The following is an 18,354-nucleotide window of genomic DNA, read 5'->3' as shown; positions in this document are numbered from 1 at the left end:
CGACTGTGACAGATGAGTATCGCCCATGGTGATGCCATTCTCACTGCCCTGCACCGCTCACGATGCGGTGTCGTCTAGCCCATGTGAACCGTCGTCGTGAATCGTCGTCGGGCGCGATATCGCTGCGCCGTGTTTCCGGCCTGCGCAGCGGCCGATGTCAGGCCACCCGCAACTTGCGCGCCGCCTCCGCCAGCACCTCGTTCATCCGGGTCTGCCAGCCCGGCCCCGTCGCCTTGAAGGTCTCGATCACGTCCGGGTCGAGGCGCAGGCTCACGAGCTGCTTGGGCCGCTCGGATCGCGGCCGGCCGCCGCGGCTCGGGAGGGCCGCGTAGACCTCCGGAGGAAGGACGTCGCGGGCGGGTCGCAGCTGGGCCAGTTCCTCGGCGGTCAGAGGCGGGATCTCGCCAGCGAGGTCCCAATCGTCCTCGGACGTCACGAGTGAAGGCCGCTCAGGTTTCGAGGTGCCGGTCATAGACTGCCCTTTCCTGTTCGTCCGCGCGGCGAAGACTGACGAGAGACAAAGCCTCACTGCCGAGAGGCGACACGACCGCGAGTACGACGATGTCCCCGTTTCAGCGACCGACGAAGAGATAACGAGCGCGGCCCGTGCGGCTGGGGCGGGTCGGTAGCGCCAAGGCCGTATCACGGTCGAAGCAGCGCTCGAAATCGGCGAAATCGTAGCCGTGCTTCGCTCGGTTTTGCTGCCGCTTCGACTCGTCGAACACGATCTCCATGGTTTCTGTATCTACGAAAACAGGGATGGGCAAGAGAGGGTTCGAGGTCGCCTGCCCGACCTTAGCCCATCGCCCGCGCTTCACCCCGGCCCCAAATCGCCAATTGACCCGGGCCCGCCGACCGGCTTTGCGTAGCGCGATCTCTCCCACCCGGACGACACCCCATGAAGCGCGCCCGCCGCACCAAGATCGTCGCGACCCTCGGCCCGGCCTCCGAGGATCCGGCGGTGATCGAGGCGCTGTTCTCGGCCGGCGCCGACGTGTTCCGCATCAACATGAGCCACCTGCCCCGCGAACGGCTGAGCGAGCGGGTGGCGACGATCCGGGGCATCGAGCAGAAGCTGAAGCGGCCGATCGCCGTGCTGGTCGATCTCCAGGGCCCCAAGCTCCGGGTCGGCCGCTTTTCCGGCGACGCGGCGATGATCGAGAACGGCCAAAGCTTCGTCCTCGACGACGATCCGACCCCGGGCGACGCGACCCGGGTCCACCTGCCCCACCCCGAAATCCTGTCGGCGCTGGAGCCCGGCCACGCGGTGATCGTCGACGACGGCAAGCTGCGCCTCGTCGTCACCGAGGTCGCGCCCGGCCGGGCGGTGACCCGGGTGGTGACCGGCGGCCGGATCTCGAACCGCAAGGGCGTGTCGCTGCCCGACACCACGATCCCGGTCGCGGCGATGACCGAGAAGGACCGTCTCGACCTGGAGGCCGGCCTCGCCGCGGGCGCCGACTGGATCGCGGTGTCGTTCGTGCAGCGCCCGGAGGACGTGGTCGAGGTCAAGGCGGTGGCGCAGGGGCGTGCCCTGGTGATGGCCAAGATCGAGAAGCCGCAGGCCGTGGCGGCGCTCGACGCGATCATGGAAGTGGCCGACGGGCTGATGGTCGCCCGCGGCGATCTCGGGGTCGAGATGCCGCTGGAGCAGGTGCCGGGCGTGCAGAAGCGCATCACCCGCGGGGCGCGCCGCCTCGGCAAGCCGGTGGTGGTGGCCACGCAAATGCTCGAATCGATGATTGCCGCTCCCGTCCCGACCCGGGCCGAGGTCTCGGACGTGGCGACCGCGGTCTATGAAGGGGCGGACGCCGTGATGCTCTCGGCCGAGAGCGCGTCCGGGGACTTCCCGGTCGAGGCGGTCTCTACCATGAACCGCATCGCCGAGCAGGTCGAGCAGGACGGAATCTACTGGTCGATCATCGCGGCCCAGCGCAACCAGCCGGAATCGACCGCCTCCGACGCCATTGCGGCGGCGGCCCACCAGATCGCCGACACGCTCGGGCTCAAGGCCGTGATGGCCTGGACCGCCTCCGGCTCGACGGCGCTCAGGCTCGCCCGCGCCCGGCCCGACGCCACGGTGATCGCGCTCACCCCGAAGCGCGAGACGGCGCGGCGCCTCGCGCTCGCCTGGGGCACCCACCCGATCGTCACCAACGACGCCAGCGACATCGACGACATGTCGTTCCGCGCCTGCAAGTTCGCGGTGCGGGAGAATTTCGCCGGGATCGGGGACCGGGTGATCGTGGTGGCGGGCCTGCCCTTCGGCACGCCAGGCGCGACCAACCTCGTGCGGATCGCCACCGTGACGCCGGAGCATGCGGCGAAGGCCTGAGCCAGCTGCAAGCGCGACCATGGATGTGCGGCAATGCGCCGCATGTCTTAACTCGATGTTCTGGTTAATGAAAATCCGTCATGGCTTGACTCGTGAATTATTAACTGGATGCGGGAGAATGAGGGCGCTAGCTTGAAGGCATGTTCATGAGCCGAATAGCGCCTAACGATCACAGCCGACGGTTCTTCAAGGTGGTCGTCTGCTTCGAGCGGCGACCGGATGGTGGATTGCGGGCCTGGAGCGAGGACGTTCCGGAGTTCATGTTATCTCACAAGAACGTCGATGCGTTGCTGGCCGACATCAAGCCTGCGCTCGAGGTCATCCTGTCGGCCAAATTCGGCGAAGACATTCTGACGGAACCGCTCGTCGATTTGCGGGAAGCGCTCGAGGATCGTGGAATCATCGAGAGGCGAGCGGGGTTTCCCTTGAGTTGGGAATATGTGGCGCATTATGCTCAGGCATGATCCGCTCGCCCTGGCTCGAACGCTCCGAATGGGAAGCCAAACTTCGGAGGAACGGCTGCGAGCCTCTTCCCGGTAAGGGGCGGCTCAACACTGCGGAATGGTGGCATCGACCCGGCAAGGGGCCGCCTTTCACGGTTCCGGTCGAGGAGGATGGGCACAGCGATTTCTGGGCGATCCAGCGGATCTGCGACGGGTTTCGCGACGTGCCGCGCCTGCCGCTGGATGATTGAGATCCATCGCATTCAACCCGAATCAGCGGGAAAGCTTCCAACCCTGTTGCAATCCCTCATGCCTCGCGCATGGTCCAGGCTGGTTTGCCGATGCTATGGGATGCGAATGCTCCGTATAACGGCCAGCCAGGACTCCTCCTGTCTTTCATCTGCGTCGCTGACGCTGAAGACGCCGTCGGCCCGATGGGTCAGGACGCGTTCGTCCGGGAGGTAAAGCGACCATTGCTCGTCGTCGTCCGCTTCGTAAGGCCACGTCGTCAAGGTTGCGCCGAGGTCGAACGAGAAGACGGCGTGCCGGGAGGCGGTATCAAGTGCGAATGCCGTCAGCCTCTGTCCATCCATCGCCTGCGCGGCGGCCTCGATCTGTGAGTGGGGTCGATCGTCGTCGGCCAGGACTTCTCCTCGGTTGACGATGCGCCAGTGGCAGCAGAACACGAAGAGATTCCATTCTCCGACCGGTTTGACGATCCGCCGCGCTGCTGCCTCTCGCAGCTTGGCGAAGGACGAGGTCGAGGCGTACGGTTCGCGAACGAAGAGACGTGGTGATCCGAACTCGAAGGACAGGATGCTGCCTTGTCCGCGCTCAACGCCCCAGCAGGGCAAGCCAATCAACGGCGCGAAGGCAGTGGTGATGGCGTCGGCCATGCGGCCGATCATGACGGACCGCTCGCGGTTCGCCAATCGCGCAGGTTCAAACTCCCTACTCCGCCCCCACCCGCTCCCGCGCCGCCAGTGCCTCGATCTCCGCCACGACCGTATCGGCGGCGACGTACTGAAGCATGTGGCCGACGCCCGGCAGGACCACGAGCCTGGCGCCAGGGACCTCACGGGCGAGCGCCCGCGCATGCACGTCGGTCTTCACCACCGGGTCGCTATCGCCGGCGATGATGACGGTCGGGGCGGTGATCTCCGGGTAGCGCGGGCTCTGCCGCTCCAGGAAGGCGTAGAGCCCGTCGAGGTCGCGCAGGTTCGCCCCGAAGGTCGCGGGGCGCAGGACCAGCGGCACCCGCGCGCCGTCGAGATAGCCCTTCGGCAGGCCTTGCGGGCGAAACACCACCTCGGCGAAGCGGTCGAGAGCGGTGTAACCGAGCGGCGCCGCGATCGTGTAGGTGGCGAGGTTCAGCAGCATCCGCCCGGGGAGCGAGCGGTACCAGCCGGCATAGCCGCCGACCGAGCCGCCCGGCCAGGGGTGGCTCACCGGCGCCAGCAGCGCCAGGCCGGCGACCTGCTCCGGGTGATCGAGGGCGAGTGCCGTGGCGAGCGCCCCGGACCAGGAATGGCCGACGATCAGGGCCGGGCCGACCTTCATCGCCGTCAGGGCCTCGCCGATCAGCCGCGCCTGCACCGCCGGCGAGGCGGCGTCCGGGGCGATGCGGTCGCTGTAGCCGAAGCCGGGCCGGTCGAAGGAGAGCACCCGGAAGCCGTCGCCGGCGAGCCGCTTTCCGATCGCCAGCATCGGGTCCATGGCGTTGGCCGAGGCTCCGTGCAGGAGCACTACCGTGCCGCGGCTGGGCGCGCCGTCGCCGGGGCCAGCCTCGATCACCGCGAGGTGCCCGCCCTCCACCGCCACGCGCCGGCCCGCCGGGGGATAGCGCGCCTCGACCACGAGCGTGATGATCCAGGTCGCCAGCAATCCTGCGGCGACGAGCGCCAGAACGAGACCGGCCGCGAGGCCGGCGATCAGGGTGAGCACGCGAAAGATCCGTTGTCGAAGCCGGCGCACAGGCCGGCCGGTCACAGGTCGCGGCCGTCGACGTCGGGGCTGAGGCGCTCGATCGCCTCGTGGACCTTGCCCATCCGGGGATAGATCGCCTCGGCGCGGCGGAAGGCGGCGAGCGCCCGGCTCTTGTCGTCGCTCGCCATGTAGATATGGGCGAGCGCCGCCCAGGCCTCGAAATGGCGCGGCTCGAGAGTCAGGGTCTTGTGCAGGTCGGCGAGCGCGCTCGCCTGGTCCTCGAGCAGGTAGAAGGCGGTGGCGCGCCGGCTCCAGCCCTCGGCCCAAGCAGGCTCCAGCACGGTCACCCGGTCGAGGAGTTCGACGGCGAGGGGATAGTCCTTGGCCTGCATCGCCTCCGCGGCGCGGCTCGCCAGCAGGTCGACGGTGTCGCTGCCGGAGCGGTCCAGGCGGCGCTCGATCAGCTGGGCGACGCCGCGGGCCTCGGCATCGTCCTTGGCCGCCTTCAGCCGCGCATAGAGGTCGTCGAGGGTGGCGGGTGCGCGTGGGGCTTCCTTGGAGGCTTCCCTGGGAGCGTCCTTCGGGGCCGCGGCCACCGGCACGGTCGCCAGAACGACGAAAGCCGGCGCTCCGAGGAGGCCGGCCATCATGCAGATCGGAAGGGAGAGACGGCGCATGCCGGCACTGTCCGGCGCCGGCGCGATCCCGTCAACGCGATGGCTTGCCGCGGTCGCGAGGACCGGCAAGCCCCGCGCCCCTCAGCCCTGGCGGGCCTTGTAGCGCTTCTGGGTCTTGTTGATGACGTAGACCCGGCCCTTGCGGCGCACGAGCTGGTTGTCACGATGCCGGCCGCGGAGCGACTTCAGCGAGTTACGGATCTTCATCGGTCTGGTCTCACGTCGGTGCGCCGGAACGCCCGGGCGCGGATGGGGAAACGGGCTCGCGGCGCACGTCCTTACGACAAACGATGTCCTGGGACGAACGCCGACGCCGGGCGATGCGGAGCACCGCCCGTGCGGAGGCGCGTGACTTACCCGGCGGGGGCCTGAAAAGTCAACCGGACCGGGGCGAAAACGTCGCGGCTTACGGCCGGGCGAAGGGCGCGTTCGGGGTCGCGGCCGGCGAGCCGGGAGCCAGCGGTTCGTCGTCGCCGATCACGCTGGTGGTGCCGCCGGGCGGTCCGTCCCAGCCGACCACGCCCATCGGATTGCTCGGGGTGACGTTCGGGTTCGGTCGTAGCGGCCGGACGCTGCCGGTCACCAGCGGGTCGACCTGTGTCGCGCGCGGGGTCACGGTGATGTCGAGCGCCTGCTGGGCGAAGGCCGGGCCGGCGAGGCCGAGGCTGAGGAGGCCGACGAGGGCGAGGGTCGTCTTCATGGGGCTGTCTCCCGGTTGAGTCTCCGAAGTGTCCGTGTTCCGGCTTGGCGGCATCTCGGCGGAATCTTGGCGGCGACGTCGTGTCCTGTAGAAATCCAAGCCCGGGAGACGGGACCGGGTTCCTGACCTGGAGGCATGCCTGCGGCGCGGCAACATGGACCGGGTCCGGCGCGTTGACCGATCCGACCTTGAGCCTAGCTTGTCCGGAACGGGCGCGTGAGCCCGCTCGGGAGAGGCGTGATGGCGGGGAACTCGGTCGCGGTGGTCGGCGGCGGGCTGGGCGGTCTGGCGGCAGCCTGCGTGGCCGCGTCGCGGGGGCACGACGTCACCCTCTACGACAAGAATGCGTGGATCGGCGGCAAGGCCGCGGTGCTGCACGAGGGCGGCTTCCGCTTCGACATGGGGCCGACCATCCTGACGGTGCCCCGCGTCCTCGAGCGGATCTTCGCCGAGTCCGGCCGCTCGGTGCACGATTACATGGACCTGCGCCGCCTCGATCCGCAGTGGCGCTGCTTCTTCGACGACGGCAGCCGCATCGACCTGATGGAGAACGTCTCGGCGATGGCCGCCGAGATGGACCGCTTCGCCCCCGGCCAGAAGGCCGGCGAGGGCTACAAGCGCTTCCTGGCACTCTCCGAGCACCTGCACGGCGTGTCCGAAAAATTCTTCTTCTGGAAGCCGGTGCAGGACCTGTTCGACACGATCGACATCCGCGCCAACCTCAATCCCGGTACCCTGCGCGACGTGCTCTCGCTGCGCATGCACGCCTCGGTCGCCGGGACCATCCGGGGCAAGGTGCGGGATGCCCGCCTCGCCCAGATGCTCGACCACTTCGTGCAATATGTCGGCTCCTCGCCCTACGGCGCGCCGGCGGTGCTCTGCGCCATCGCCCACATGCAGACCGCCGACGGGGTCTGGTACCCGATGGGTGGAACCCGGGCGGTGGCAGAGGGGCTGATGAAGCTCGCCGGCGATCTCGGCGCCAAACTCAAGGCCGGCAGCGAGGTCGAGGGCGTCGCGATCGAGAACGGCGCCGTGAAGGGGGTGCGGGTCGGGGGCGCGGTCGTGCCCTATGACAAGGTCATCTCCAACATGGACGCGGTGCGCACCTACCGCGAGCTGGTCGGCGGCGAGGTCGGGCGGAGTTACGAGAAGCGCAGCTTCGAGCCGGCCTGCTCCGGCGTCGTGCTCTATCTCGGCCTCAACAAGCGCTACGACCACCTCGCCCACCACGACTTCGTGTTCTCGCGCGACCCCGAGGAGGAGTTCGACGCGATCTACCGCAAGGGCGAGCCGGCGCCGGACCCGACCGCCTATCTCGCGGCACCCAGCGTCACCGACCCGTCGGTGGCGCCCGAGGGCGGCGAGGCACTCTACGTGCTGGTCCATACGCCGTATCTTCGCCCGCATCACGACTGGTCGCAGATGCTGCCGGCCTACCGGCAGAAGATCCTCGACAAGCTGAAGCGCACCGCCGGCATGCCGGACATCGAGGACCGCATCGTCGTCGAGCGCCACCTGACCCCGGCCGACATCCATGCGCGCTACAAGGTGCTCAACGGCGCGATCTATGGGCTGGCCTCCCACGGCCGGATCATGGGGGCGTTCAAGCCCGGCAACCGCTCGCGGGAAGTGCAGGGCCTGTACCTCGCCGGTGGCGCCGCCCATCCGGGACCCGGGATGCCGATGGTGATGATGTCGGGCTGGATCGCCGCCGATGCCCTCGACCAGGATGCCCGCGGCGGCACCGAGGCCCTGAAGGCCGCCTCGTGACCGGGCGGGCCTCACCCAGCGGACGGGCCTTGCCGTCCGATCCGGTCGCGGCCCGCTCCCCCGCCATCTGGCGCTTCATGGGCGTCTATTTCGCCCGCTACGTGAGGCGCCACCTCAACGCGCTCCGGCTGGCGCAGTGGGGCCAGCCCCCGGCCGCGCCGGAGGCCGGCCCGGTGGTGGTCTATTGCAACCATCCGGCCTGGTGGGATGCGGCCGTCATCATCCTGCTGGCGCAGCGCTTCTTCCCCGCGGCCGAGAGCTATGCGCCGTTCGACGCCGCGATGCTCGCCCGGTATCGCATCTTCTCCCGCATGGGCGCCTTCGGGGTCGATCTCGATTCGCCGCGCGGCGCCGCCTCCTTCATGGCCGCCTCGCGCAAGATCCTCGACCGGCCGGGCCGCGTCCTGTGGATCACCGCGCAGGGGCGCTTCAGCGACGTGCGCGAGCGGCCACTGGCTTTACGCCCCGGCGTCGCGCGGCTGGCCGAACTCGCCCCCGACGCCCTGTTCGTGCCGCTCGCCCTCGATTACGCCTTCTGGGAGGAGCGTGGCGCGGAGGCCTGCGCCGCCTTCGGGCGCGCGATTCAGGCCCGCGACCTCCTCGCCCTGCCCCGTCCGGACCGTCTCGCCCGCCTGGAGGCCGACCTGACCGCCACCCTCGACCGCCTGGCTGCCGACGTGCGCAGCCGCGATGCCACCCGCTTCGCCTCCCTGCTCGACGGGCAGCGCGGAATCGGCGGCGTCTACGATGCGTGGCACCGGCTGGTCGCGGCGCTGACCGGGCGCCGCTTCGTCGCCGGCCACCGCGAGGGCCGGGCGCCGTGACCGCGCTGGCCTTCCTCGCGCTCGCCCTGGCGCTGCTGCCGGCCGGGCTCGCCCTCGCCAACCTGCTCGCCCTGCGCAGGAAGCCCGGGGTTCCGGCCCCCGATGGTCTCGTGTCGATCCTGATCCCGGCCCGCAACGAGGCCGGCAATATCGGCCCGACCCTGGCGGCGGCGCTCGCCAGCACCGGCGTGCCGATCGAGGTGATCGTCGCCGACGACCACTCGACCGACGGGACGGCGGCGATCGTCGCCGGGATCGCCGCCCGCGATCCCCGCCTGCGCCTGATCCCGGTGCCGCCCCTGCCGCCGGGCTGGACCGGCAAGAACCACGCCTGCCACGTCCTCGGGCAGGCCGCGACCGGGCGCCATCTTTTGTTCATCGATGCCGACGTGCGGTTGCCCCCCACGGCGCCGCATCCCTGGCGGGCGCGGCCGAGGCGACCGGCGCGGCCCTCGTCAGCGGCGTGCCCCGGCAGGTCACGGACACGTGGGGCGAGCGCCTCACCGTGCCGATGATCAACTTCCTGCTGCTCGGCTACCTGCCGATCCCGCTGATGCGTCGCTTGCGCGATCCTGCCCTCGGCGCGGCCTGCGGCCAGCTGGTGCTGGTGGAGGTCGACGCCTATCGCCGGGTCGGTGGCCACGGGGCGATCCGCGCGAGCCTGCATGACGGCGTGCGCCTGCCCCGGATCGTCCGCCAGGCGGGCCTGACCACCGACCTCGTGGCGGCCGCCGACCTCGCCACCTGCCGGATGTACACGGATTTCCGCCAATGCTGGGCCGGCTTCTCGAAGAACGCCCATGAGGGCCTGGCGACGCCCCGAGCCCTGCCGGTCTGGACGCTGCTGCTCGGGGGCGGCCACGTCCTGCCCCTGCTCCTCGTTGTCGCCGCGCTCCTGGGCGCCGGCAGCCTGCCCGTCGCCGGGGCAGCCTTCGCCCTCTCCCTGATCACGCGCGCGGCGATCACGCTTTCCACCCGCGAAGACCCCTGGACGATCCCGCTTCATCCCCTCACCGTGGCGTTGGCGCTGGCCTTGCAATGGAACGCGCTGCTGCGCCCGCGTCGGGCGGGGGTCGCGACCTGGAAGGGGCGCACCTACCCGGCCGGGTGAGTTCGAGAGGGAGAGAGCATGACCGAGATCCGCGACCTCGACGGCGCCGCGACGCTGGCCGCCTACCGCGACCGCACCCTCTCGCCCCGCGAGGCGGTGTCGGACGCGCTGGCCCGCATCGACCGGTTCGGCCCGGATCTCGACGCCTTCGTGCTGGTCGACCGCGATCGCGCGATGGAAGCGGCCGCGGCTGCCGAGGCGCGCTGGGCGAAGGGCGAGCCCCGCGGGCCCCTCGACGGCCTCACCTTCACGGTCAAGGACAACATCGCCTGGGCCGGCTACCCGATGCGCCGCGGCTCGCTCACCACCGCCGACACGCCCGCCACCGAGAACGCCCCGATCGTCGACCGGCTGCTGGAAGCCGGCGCGATCCCGCTCGCCAAGACCACGATGCCGGAATTCGGCTGGAAGGGCCTCGGCGATTCGAGCCATACCGGCTCGACCCGCAATCCCTGGGACACGCGGACCACCACCGGCGGCTCCTCGGCCGGGGCCGCGGCGGCGGCGGCGCTCAATCTCGGGCTCCTCCATATCGGCACCGACGGGGCGGGCTCGATCCGCATCCCGGCCGCCTTCTGCGGGATCTACGGGCTCAAGCCCAGCTTCGGCCGGGTGCCGGCCTTCCCGCCCTCGCCCTTCGGGCCGGTGGCGCATCTCGGCCCGATGACCCGGGGCGTGCGCGATTCCGCCCTGATGATGCAGGCCATCGCCCGGCCCGATCCCCGCGACATGGCGGCCTCGCTTGCCGAGCCGCCGGATTATTGCGCCGGCCTGGAGGACGGGGTGCGTGGCCTGCGCGTCGCCTGGAGCCCGCGCCTGGGGTTTGCCACCACCGTCGATCCCGAGGTGGCCCGCCTGACCGAGGCGGCGGCGAGGCGCTTCGCCGAGCTCGGCGCGATCGTCGAGGAAGCCGATCCGGGTTTGTCCGATCCGGTCGAGACCCTGAACGGGATCTGGCTCGTCGGCGCCTGGTGCGTGCTGCGGGCGATCCCCGAGGAGAAGCGCGGCCTCGTCGAGCCGGCCCTGCGGGCGGCGGCCGAGCGCGGGCGGCAGATCGCGGCGCCCGACTTCGTCGCCGCCCTCAACGCCCGCGGCGCGCTGTTCACCGCCATGGCGCGGTTCCACCGGACCTACGACCTGCTCCTGACGCCCGCGCTCGCCACCCCCGCCTTCGCGGCCGGCAACCTCACCCCGCCCGACGGGCGCTTCGGCGACGACTGGCTGAACTGGACGCCATTCTCCTACCCCTTCAACCTCACCGGGCAGCCCGCCGCGACCGTGCCCTGCGGCCTGACGGAGGCCGGCCTGCCGGTCGGCCTGCAGATCGTCGGCCCGATGGGGGCCGATGCCCGGGTGCTCGCGGCCTCGCGCGCCTACGAGGCGGCCTATCCGTGGGCCGTGCTGGCGGAGCCGCGGGTGACGCATCGAGGGTGAGGCCGAGCGCGCTCGGCCGTTCGCGGGGTGTCGCGGTCAGTCGAGCGGTTCGCCCCAGCGGTTGAGCGCCGGATCGTCCGCGGATTGCAGCGGGCAGCTCTCGGTCGGGAGCATCGCCTTCTTCTCGATGGCGCAGCTGCACAGGCCGCAGACGCCGCTGCCGGCCGCGCCGGCGAGTCGATGGATCGGATGTCCGCTGGGAGCCCGCAGCTCCGGGCAGGACCGGCACGCCCGCCGCCGTGCCTCGGCGGTCGCCGGGCTCACTTCGCGGAAGCCCGCCGCCGCCCAGCGCGCCAGGGCTTGCGCGGCCTTGGCCACCAGCACCGGCGTGGGACGCGGCGCCCATTTCGGCAGGCTCGTCCCACGGGATTGCGCGATCAGCCCGGACATGGCGTCCGGGATGTCCCTCCCGGTGATCAGCCCGTGCAGGTAGAGCGGATCGACCGCCGCGCGCTCGACCGTCTCGCGGGGCAGTCCCGCGGGAAGCCCGAGCGCCTCGGCCAGCCGGTGGGAGAAGGCACCGAGCGCCTCCTCCCGAGCCGCCGCGCCGTCGTTCTGCCCTCCTTCGGACGCGACGTTCATCGCGGGGCCCCCGCCTTCAGATCATTGCCGCCAGAGCCACGTTGTTCTGGCTCAGGCATTTTTGCACCGTGCTGTCGATGAAGTTGTTGATGAGCGAGCAGGGCACGATGAAGGGGCTGTCGGTGCATTGCAGCGAGACGGTCTGCCCCGACGGATTATAGTTCCAGGCGATGGTGAAGCCCGACACCGTCGCGCTGCCCTGATTCGATGTGATCTGCACGCCATGGTCCGCTGCGAACTGGACACCGCATTGCCAGGCGGCCGGAGTAACGTTGTTGTAGGTAAGCATGGCACAGGCTGACATCGACGTCTCCACGATATTATTATCGATCGATAAGTATATTCAACCGCGAATCATCTGGCGCGGTCGGTAATTCACTACGACGTTGGATTTTGTTTTGAAATGCTATTTTTTGGAAAGGTATATTCTGCTGCGGGGTTGGGTCCTGAAGCGCCGCGTCCTGGGTTGCCGCCGCGCATGGCACGTCGCCCACTTGTGCATCCGAGCGCGGATGCCACGTCGGATGCGGAGCTCGAACTGCCCTTGTTTTCCGGTGGTGGCCGGCCCTGAGGAAGCCCTTCCCCGGCAGTCAGGAGAGGGTGCCGTGAGGCATCTCGTTCTCGCATCCGCGCTCGCCGCCGGGGCCCTCGCCCTGTCCACCGCCGGGGCCGATGCCTGCGGCTTCGGTTGGGGCGGCCTCCATGGCAGCGGCCTCGGCGCCAGCTGGCGCGGGGTCGGTCTCGGGGGATGCCGGGGCGGTGACGGCGGGTGCCATGGCGCCGCCTGCGGCGGCGTTCGGGCGCGGTACGGCTTGTCCAATGTCGGGTACGACGGCGGCTGCGGCCCCTACGCCGCTTGCGGCGAGGTCTACGGGGCCTGCGTCTCGTACGGCTGAGGCTGCTGACGCGAGGCGCAGTCTCTCCGCGACGTGAGGAGGCCGGGCAGACGCCCCCGGGCCCGCGCCGGATCAGCGGGAGAATGCCCTGGTCCGAGGGCGGTTCGGGCCGGGATCGGCCACGCCTCGCGGCATCGGCTTGTCCGTTCCGCGGCTGGTCAGGGCGCCAGGATGATCTCCGCGAGCGCGAGCGCCTTGGCCAGGGCAGCCTCGGTCTTCGGCGTCGGCGGGGCCGGGACCTGGGCTTCGCGCCGCAATGCTTCCAGCACCGCCTCCCGCGCGGACGGATCGCGATTCACCCGCTCGCGCAGGAGGGCGGTGACGATCAGTTCGAGGGCACCCAGGCGCGCCTCGATGTCGTCCTCGAAGGTCAGCGGTGCGCTCATCGGCGATTCTCCCGGCGATGTTCCCGCTCGCCCGCGGCGTCAGTCGTGCAACTCGTCGATCCGCGCCGCGAGGAGCCGGATCTTGCACGACGACGCGAGCTGCCCCGCCGCCGAGCCGCCATGGTAGTCGAAGTCGTAGAGACTGTCGCAGTGGCGCCGGAAATACTCCTCCCAGGCGCCTTGCGCGGCCAGGAAGGCCTTGCGCCAGTTCTCCGCATCCTCGCGGCCGGCGAGGCTGCCGGGGCTCGGCGCCCGCGTTGCGACCGCCGCGATCGTGGCGAGCTTGCGCTCGACCAGGGTGCCGAGCCGTTCGCGCAGCGTCTTGACGGCGTCGTCCAGGCACGCCCCCTTCCGGTATTCCGGCAGGTCCTTGCCGGTGCAGGCCCGGATGGCCGCCGCCGGGGAGGCCGGCCTGTCCGAAGAGGCGGCCTTCGGAGCGGCGGCGGCGGGGGCGGCCGCGAGGGCGAGCGCGAGGCCCGCCGCGCACAAACCGGGCCTCATCCGATCCACGGCCCCAGCCAGTCGCCGCCGGCCAGGGCGATGCCGATCGTTCCGATGGCGGCTCCGGTCAGGAGGAGCAGCGTCTGCTCGCGGGACGGCATGCGGCGCTCGCGCCCCTGACGCCAGGGATTGGCCAGCTCCATCCTACTCGGCCGCGGCTTTGCGCGAGCGACGGCGCGGGGCGGTCTTCTCCTCCGCGACCTCCGGGGCTGCCGGAGCCGGCTCCTCGACCGCGTCCCGCGCCGCCGCCGCCTCGCGCCGGCGCTGCCCGAGGCCGAGGCTCTTGGCCAGCGCCGAGCGCTGGGCGGCGTAGCTCGCCGCGACCATCGGGTAATCGGGCGGAAGGCCGAATTTCTGCCGGTACTCGGCGGGCGTCAGGCCCTGCGAGGTGAGGTGGCGCTTGAGCGAGCGGTAGGGCTTGCCGTCCAGGAAGCTGATCAGGTGGTCGGGCGTGACCGACTTGCGGATCTGCGCCGGGGTCGCCCGGGTTTCCTCGACCACCGCCGGCGCCGGCTGGCCGAGCGCGGCCAGCGAAGCATGCACCGACGCGATCAAGCCCGGCAATTCCGCTGCCTGAAGATTGTTGTTCGCGACATAGGACGAGACGATATCGGCCGCGAGGCCGACGAACTCAGACTGCTGCTCCAAGTTGACGTCCGACACGAGGTTCCATCCCGATCTGAGCAACCCGGTTCGTTCCGAGTCGTCCAGGCATATCGGGCACGGTGCGCCTTCATCAAGTGCAACCATGCGCTGTTCAAGGAAAACTTGTGTATCGTGGGTAGGGTGTGGTTGCGCCCGACCGGTCATTGCCCGGGCGTCGGCGGTTCCACCGGACGGCACGCGTCGCACGGTCGGTCCGTTGCACCGCCCTGCCCCGTCTCACCCTTCCTGTTCGGTCGAGGAGACCGGGACGGCCGGATGCCGGCCCGCCGAAACCTTTCGGGGACCGGACCCGGCCGGGTTCGACCCGGTCGGCTGCCGGCATCCGGACCTGCTCCCGCCCTTTCGCACCCGTCCCGCAAGAAGGCCTTGACCGGTTCGGCGAACGAGCCTATCAGCACCGCACCGAGGCGGTGACGCGCCACCCCGGACGGGCGGAAAATTCCTCCGGTCCACAGCGCGAAACACCTCGTTGGGGATAGTTTAACGGTAGAACAGCGGACTCTGACTCCGTTAGTCGTGGTTCGAATCCACGTCCCCCAGCCAAAAGTTTCGCCCGTCAAGTCTTCGACTTGGCGGGCTTTTTCTTGCCGCTTCGCTGTGCCCCGGCGGCCCTGCGATGATGGCGGCTGATTGGTGTCGTGCGGTCGCCGCCGCATGCTGGTCGGACGCGGCGGCTTGGCACCTGATCTGTTTTGCCATGCGGAACGGCACTGCGGCGGAGCTTGGCCCGGCGTCGCTGCGCGTGGGGTTCGTCCATGGACCCCCGTTGTCGTCCTGCGCCCATGCGGCGGACGAGACCGTCGCGCTGCCGTCAGGGGCGCTGATGCCAGATGGGGGCTTGCCGCCGAGGCGGACGGATGCGCGATGGCGCGGGGCTCTTCCCTGGCCGCCCGAAGGTCCCGCCCGGCGGAACCCGCGGGGTCAGCCCTCGGCCGCCCGCAGCGAGCGGGCGCAGGCCGAGAGGATCGCCCGGGCCGTGTCCGGATAATCGTCCTGCAGCACGGCCTCGAGGGTGCCGACGGTCTCGGCCAGCAGGGCCTCGCCATCGGCGACGCCCTGCTTGTGCAGCGCGACCGCGAGCGCGGTGGCCAGGGTGGCGAAGGCCACGCCCACATCCTGATCGGTCATGGGGACGTCCGAGGCTTGCGACGGAGAAAGAGGTGATGGTGGGCGCGACAGGGATCGAACCTGTGACCCCTACGATGTCAACGTAGTGCTCTCCCGCTGAGCTACGCGCCCATCAACCGGCTCGGCGACGCATGGTGCGATCGCCTCGGGATCCATTCCGGCACCCTCGATACCGAGGAGCCGTCTGACCTTATATCTGCTCCGGACCATTCGATCCGGCACCGCTCCGAGGGAAGACCCTGACATCCGGAGTGGCGATGGTGGGCGCGACAGGGATCGAACCTGTGACCCCTACGATGTCAACGTAGTGCTCTCCCGCTGAGCTACGCGCCCTCGGTGCCGTTTGTCGCGGCCCCGGTGTGAGAGGGCGTATAGAGGCAGTTGCGGCGGGTGACAAGCGGCTTCCTGCGGCGACGCGGATTTCCATTGCCGGCTCGCGACGGCGCGGCCCCGGGCCCTTAAGGGCCGCAGGTTCGGGAGTCCTGCTTCTCGGGACCGGGTGTCCGCTCCGCCCCTCGCCAAGACCGATGACCCGCTCGCGATCCCGCGCCGCCCTCGCGTTCATCCGCGTGCCGAGCAGGGGCCGCGTTTCCCGCAGGCGTCGCGATGGACCTTGCCAGCCTCGCCGCCTCCCTGCTACACGGGCGCCCGTGATGATCGATCTAACCAATTGATTTCATTGGTGATGCCGCCGTTCGGGTGGCCGCCGGAGCCGCGAGGACAGGTGACAGCCCCGACCCCTTCCGTGTCCCCTCACCCCTTGCGCGCCGCTCTCCGCCTCGGGCGCGGGCGCCGGGTCGTGCGGGACTTTTCCCGGCTGAAGCTCGATTTCGGCACCGAGGGCCTGCGCCTCGACGTGGCGGATCTCGGACTCGGCGGGCGCTGGGTGTCGATCGCCTTCAAGGACGAGAATCACGGCGCCTTCAGCCGGGTCGAGCTGAATGCCATCGTCGACGGGCCGGAGGGGCCGGAAGCCACCGGCCTGTCCGAGCGCGCCTTCGGCCATGGCCGCTTCACCTGGCTCGGGCGGCTGCCCGCCGGCACCACCGCCCTGACGCTGACGCCGATGCTCGGCGAGCAGGGTTTGAGCATCGCCGAATTCACCGTCACGGTGAGGAGCCGCCTCGCGCTCGTCGGCCGGGCGGCCCTGCGCCGGCCGGTCATCACCGGCCAGGCGCTGTTCTGGCGCGCGGTCGGCAAGAGGGTGCGCTCGCAGCACCGACTCGCCCGCGCCCTCGTGCCGTCGGGGCTTACCGCTTACGACACCTGGGTCCGCCATTTCGACACGTTGAGCGAGGCCGATCGCGCCCGCATCGCGGCCGAGGTGGCGCAGTGGCGCGACGCACCCCTGATCTCGGTGGTGATGCCGGTCTACAACCCGGGCCCCAAGGTGCTGGAAGAGGCCCTGCGCTCGGTCCGCGGGCAGCTCTACCCGCATTGGGAATTGTGCATCGCCGACGACGCCTCGACCGATCCGGCGGTGCCGCGCCTGCTCGCCCGGGCGGCGGCGGAGGATCCCCGCATCCGGGTCGAGCGACGGCCCGAGAACGGCCACATCGCGGCGGCCACCAACACGGCGCTCGGGCTGGCGCGGGGCGCCTACGTCGCCTTCATGGACCACGACGACGTCTTGCCGGCCCACGCGCTCTACGAGGTGGCCAAGGCGATCCGGCGCGAGCCGGAGCTCGACCTGATCTACAGCGACGAGGACAAGATCGATGCCGAGGGGCGGCGCTTCGAGCCGCACTTCAAGGGCGACTGGAACCCCGAGCTCCTCTACGGCCAGAACTACCTCAACCACCTGACGGTGGTGCGCCGCAGCCTGGTCGAGGCGGTGGGGCGCTTGCGCCCGGGCTTCGAGGGCAGCCAGGACCACGACCTGCTCCTGCGCCTGAGCGACCGGCTCGATCCCGGTCGGGTGCGCCACCTGCCGGTGATCCTCTACCATTGGCGCACCGCGATCGGCTCCGGCACCTTCTCGGACGCATTTCTCGCCCGGGCCGAGGCGGCGCGGCTCAAGGCGCTGGAGGAACTGGTGGCGCGGCGCGGCTGGCCGCACCGGGTCGAGCGCGGCCCGCTCGGCTTTAACCGGCTGGTGCGGGCGCTCCCCGATCCGGCCCCGCGCGTCTCGGTGATCATCCCGACGAAGGACCGGGCCGAGCTGCTGCGCGTCGTCCTCGACGGGCTGCTGACGAGGACCGACTATCCCGACATCGAGATCGTGGTGGTCGACAACGGCAGCACCGAGCCCTCGGCCAAGGCGCTGCTGGAGGAGTCGGCGACGGATCCGCGGGTGCGGGTGCTGGCGCGCCCCGGCCCGTTCAACTTCTCGGGCCTCTCGAACGACGGCGCGGCCGCCGCGAGCGGGCCGCTCCTCCTGTTCCTCAACAACGACATCGAGGTCGTGGAGCCGGGCTGGATGACCGAGATGGCCGCGATCGCGGTCGAGCCCGAGGTCGGCGCGGTCGGCGCCAAGCTGTCCTATCCGGACGGCACGCTCCAGCATGGCGGCGTGGTCCTGGGCGTCGGCGGGGTCGCCGGCCACAGCCATCCGGATATCGGGCCGGACGATCCGGGCTATTTCGGCCGCATGGTGATCTCGCAGGAGGTCTCGGCGGTGACCGGCGCCTGCCTGATGATGCGGCGGGAGGTGTTCGAGGCGGTCGGCCGCTTCGATGCCGAGCGCCTCGCGGTGGCCTTCAACGACATCGATCTCTGCCTGCGGGTGCGCAAGGCCGGCTACCGCGTGATCTGGACGCCGCACGCCGCCCTGACGCACCACGAATCGAAGAGCCGCGGCAAGGAGGACACGCCGGAGAAGCGCGCCCGCTTCGAGGCCGAGGTCGCCACCATGACCGAGCGCTGGGGGCCGGAACTGCGCAACGACCCCTATTATAACCCCAACCTCGCCCGGGCGAAGGCGCTGTTCCGGCTCTGGTGACCGCCCGGCCGTTGCTCGTTTTGCACTGCAA

General features: G+C 70.4%; 22 protein-coding genes, 3 tRNA genes and 1 pseudogene. 10 read left to right on the top strand and 16 right to left on the bottom strand.

The window, feature by feature from the left end; genetic code table 11:
* Nucleotides 1-157: 157 nt before the first annotated feature.
* Nucleotides 158-436 (bottom strand): BrnA antitoxin family protein, encoded by a 279-nt coding sequence (locus F1D61_RS11590; RefSeq protein ID WP_432443253.1) that lies wholly within the window; start codon nucleotides 434-436, stop codon nucleotides 158-160.
* Nucleotides 437-572: 136 nt separating this feature from the next.
* Nucleotides 573-734 (bottom strand): BrnT family toxin, encoded by a 162-nt coding sequence (locus F1D61_RS34105; protein ID WP_246775832.1) that lies wholly within the window; start codon nucleotides 732-734, stop codon nucleotides 573-575.
* 164 nt (nucleotides 735-898) lie between these two features.
* Between F1D61_RS34105 and pyk the strand changes: the two genes are divergently transcribed.
* From pyk to F1D61_RS11570, 3 genes are all read left to right on the top strand, one after another.
* Entirely contained in the window at nucleotides 899-2,335 is a 1,437-nt protein-coding gene (gene pyk, locus F1D61_RS11580; RefSeq protein ID WP_203158000.1) for a pyruvate kinase, read from the top strand.
* A gap of 146 nt (nucleotides 2,336-2,481) precedes the next feature.
* Nucleotides 2,482-2,799: a hypothetical protein gene (locus tag F1D61_RS11575; RefSeq protein ID WP_203157998.1), complete on the top strand. Its 318-nt coding sequence runs from the start codon at nucleotides 2,482-2,484 to the stop codon at nucleotides 2,797-2,799.
* On the top strand, nucleotides 2,796-3,029 hold the full coding sequence (locus F1D61_RS11570; RefSeq protein WP_203157997.1) for a hypothetical protein: 234 nt from the start codon (nucleotides 2,796-2,798) through the stop codon (nucleotides 3,027-3,029). Before F1D61_RS11575 ends, F1D61_RS11570 begins: the two co-directional genes overlap by 4 nt.
* A gap of 93 nt (nucleotides 3,030-3,122) precedes the next feature.
* Here the strand turns inward: F1D61_RS11570 and F1D61_RS11565 are convergent, their stop codons facing one another.
* The 5 genes from F1D61_RS11565 to F1D61_RS11545 all read right to left on the bottom strand — a co-directional run bounded on the left by F1D61_RS11565 (nucleotide 3,123) and on the right by F1D61_RS11545 (nucleotide 6,081).
* Nucleotides 3,123-3,686, bottom strand: coding sequence for a hypothetical protein (locus F1D61_RS11565; protein ID WP_203157995.1), 564 nt, complete (start codon nucleotides 3,684-3,686; stop codon nucleotides 3,123-3,125).
* Nucleotides 3,687-3,729: 43 nt separating this feature from the next.
* On the bottom strand, nucleotides 3,730-4,722 hold the full coding sequence (locus F1D61_RS11560) for an alpha/beta fold hydrolase (protein WP_432443252.1): 993 nt from the start codon (nucleotides 4,720-4,722) through the stop codon (nucleotides 3,730-3,732).
* A gap of 41 nt (nucleotides 4,723-4,763) precedes the next feature.
* The gene (locus tag F1D61_RS11555; RefSeq protein WP_203157993.1) at nucleotides 4,764-5,381 is read right to left on the bottom strand and encodes a hypothetical protein; all 618 of its coding nucleotides are present in this window, start codon (nucleotides 5,379-5,381) and stop codon (nucleotides 4,764-4,766) included.
* Between the two features lie 81 nt (nucleotides 5,382-5,462).
* Nucleotides 5,463-5,588, bottom strand: a complete 126-nt coding sequence (gene ykgO / locus F1D61_RS11550) for a type B 50S ribosomal protein L36 (protein ID WP_012334921.1) — start codon at nucleotides 5,586-5,588, stop codon at nucleotides 5,463-5,465.
* Nucleotides 5,589-5,787: 199 nt separating this feature from the next.
* Nucleotides 5,788-6,081, bottom strand: coding sequence for a hypothetical protein (locus F1D61_RS11545; RefSeq protein WP_203157992.1), 294 nt, complete (start codon nucleotides 6,079-6,081; stop codon nucleotides 5,788-5,790).
* A 240-nt stretch (nucleotides 6,082-6,321) separates the two neighbouring features.
* Here F1D61_RS11545 and F1D61_RS11540 point away from each other — a divergent pair, with 240 nt between their 5' ends.
* From F1D61_RS11540 to F1D61_RS11525, 4 genes and pseudogenes are all read left to right on the top strand, one after another.
* Complete coding sequence (locus tag F1D61_RS11540; RefSeq protein ID WP_432443251.1) at nucleotides 6,322-7,854, top strand: phytoene desaturase family protein; 1,533 nt, start codon at nucleotides 6,322-6,324, stop codon at nucleotides 7,852-7,854.
* Nucleotides 7,855-7,931: 77 nt separating this feature from the next.
* Nucleotides 7,932-8,678: a lysophospholipid acyltransferase family protein gene (locus F1D61_RS11535; RefSeq protein WP_203159022.1), complete on the top strand. Its 747-nt coding sequence runs from the start codon at nucleotides 7,932-7,934 to the stop codon at nucleotides 8,676-8,678.
* Nucleotides 8,675-9,789 (top strand): annotated as a pseudogene (locus F1D61_RS11530) (glycosyltransferase). The gene F1D61_RS11535 and the pseudogene F1D61_RS11530 overlap by 4 nt, the downstream one beginning before the upstream one ends.
* Before the next feature lie 18 nt (nucleotides 9,790-9,807).
* A complete protein-coding gene (locus F1D61_RS11525) occupies nucleotides 9,808-11,223 on the top strand; it encodes an amidase (RefSeq protein WP_203157989.1) in 1,416 nt (471 codons plus the stop codon).
* Nucleotides 11,224-11,259: 36 nt separating this feature from the next.
* Here F1D61_RS11525 and F1D61_RS11520 read toward each other — a convergent pair whose 3' ends face one another.
* Together F1D61_RS11520 and F1D61_RS11515 are read right to left on the bottom strand one after the other, a co-directional pair.
* Nucleotides 11,260-11,805, bottom strand: a complete 546-nt coding sequence (locus tag F1D61_RS11520) for a hypothetical protein (RefSeq protein WP_203157988.1) — start codon at nucleotides 11,803-11,805, stop codon at nucleotides 11,260-11,262.
* A gap of 16 nt (nucleotides 11,806-11,821) precedes the next feature.
* Nucleotides 11,822-12,121 carry a hypothetical protein gene (locus F1D61_RS11515; RefSeq protein ID WP_203157986.1) on the bottom strand — a complete coding sequence of 100 codons (300 nt, stop codon included), beginning with the start codon at nucleotides 12,119-12,121 and terminating at the stop codon, nucleotides 11,822-11,824.
* A 289-nt stretch (nucleotides 12,122-12,410) separates the two neighbouring features.
* Between F1D61_RS11515 and F1D61_RS11510 the strand changes: the two genes are divergently transcribed.
* Entirely contained in the window at nucleotides 12,411-12,701 is a 291-nt protein-coding gene (locus tag F1D61_RS11510; protein WP_203157984.1) for a hypothetical protein, read from the top strand.
* A 158-nt stretch (nucleotides 12,702-12,859) separates the two neighbouring features.
* On the opposite strand, the gene F1D61_RS11505 is transcribed toward F1D61_RS11510, so the two are convergent.
* From F1D61_RS11505 to F1D61_RS11490, 4 genes are read right to left on the bottom strand one after another with little or no spacing between them, the layout of a single operon-like run.
* On the bottom strand, nucleotides 12,860-13,087 hold the full coding sequence (locus F1D61_RS11505; protein ID WP_203157982.1) for a hypothetical protein: 228 nt from the start codon (nucleotides 13,085-13,087) through the stop codon (nucleotides 12,860-12,862).
* Nucleotides 13,088-13,126: 39 nt separating this feature from the next.
* Nucleotides 13,127-13,588 carry a lysozyme inhibitor LprI family protein gene (locus tag F1D61_RS11500; RefSeq protein WP_203157980.1) on the bottom strand — a complete coding sequence of 154 codons (462 nt, stop codon included), beginning with the start codon at nucleotides 13,586-13,588 and terminating at the stop codon, nucleotides 13,127-13,129.
* Nucleotides 13,585-13,731 (bottom strand): hypothetical protein, encoded by a 147-nt coding sequence (locus F1D61_RS11495; protein ID WP_203157978.1) that lies wholly within the window; start codon nucleotides 13,729-13,731, stop codon nucleotides 13,585-13,587. Before F1D61_RS11495 ends, F1D61_RS11500 begins: the two co-directional genes overlap by 4 nt.
* A gap of 1 nt (nucleotide 13,732) precedes the next feature.
* Entirely contained in the window at nucleotides 13,733-14,251 is a 519-nt protein-coding gene (locus tag F1D61_RS11490) for a MucR family transcriptional regulator (RefSeq protein WP_246775831.1), read from the bottom strand.
* A gap of 472 nt (nucleotides 14,252-14,723) precedes the next feature.
* Here F1D61_RS11490 and F1D61_RS11485 point away from each other — a divergent pair.
* Nucleotides 14,724-14,797 (top strand) — tRNA-Gln (locus F1D61_RS11485).
* 378 nt (nucleotides 14,798-15,175) lie between these two features.
* On the opposite strand, the gene F1D61_RS11480 is transcribed toward F1D61_RS11485, so the two are convergent.
* The 3 genes from F1D61_RS11480 to F1D61_RS11470 all read right to left on the bottom strand — a co-directional run bounded on the left by F1D61_RS11480 (nucleotide 15,176) and on the right by F1D61_RS11470 (nucleotide 15,715).
* Nucleotides 15,176-15,382, bottom strand: a complete 207-nt coding sequence (locus F1D61_RS11480; protein WP_203157977.1) for a hypothetical protein — start codon at nucleotides 15,380-15,382, stop codon at nucleotides 15,176-15,178.
* A gap of 36 nt (nucleotides 15,383-15,418) precedes the next feature.
* Nucleotides 15,419-15,493: transfer RNA gene (locus F1D61_RS11475), tRNA-Val, on the bottom strand.
* Between the two features lie 147 nt (nucleotides 15,494-15,640).
* Nucleotides 15,641-15,715: transfer RNA gene (locus F1D61_RS11470), tRNA-Val, on the bottom strand.
* Nucleotides 15,716-16,067: 352 nt separating this feature from the next.
* On the opposite strand from F1D61_RS11470, the gene F1D61_RS11465 reads away from it, so the two are divergent.
* Nucleotides 16,068-18,323 (top strand): glycosyltransferase family 2 protein, encoded by a 2,256-nt coding sequence (locus tag F1D61_RS11465; RefSeq protein ID WP_203157975.1) that lies wholly within the window; start codon nucleotides 16,068-16,070, stop codon nucleotides 18,321-18,323.
* The last annotated feature ends 31 nt before the right edge of the window (nucleotides 18,324-18,354 follow it).

Origin of the sequence: Methylobacterium aquaticum (assembly GCF_016804325.1) — a bacterium.
In the GTDB taxonomy this organism is placed as follows: Bacteria; Pseudomonadota; Alphaproteobacteria; order Rhizobiales; family Beijerinckiaceae; genus Methylobacterium; species Methylobacterium aquaticum_C.
Note: the sequence above shows the minus strand (reverse complement) of the source record. Positions and strands in the feature narration are given on the sequence as shown.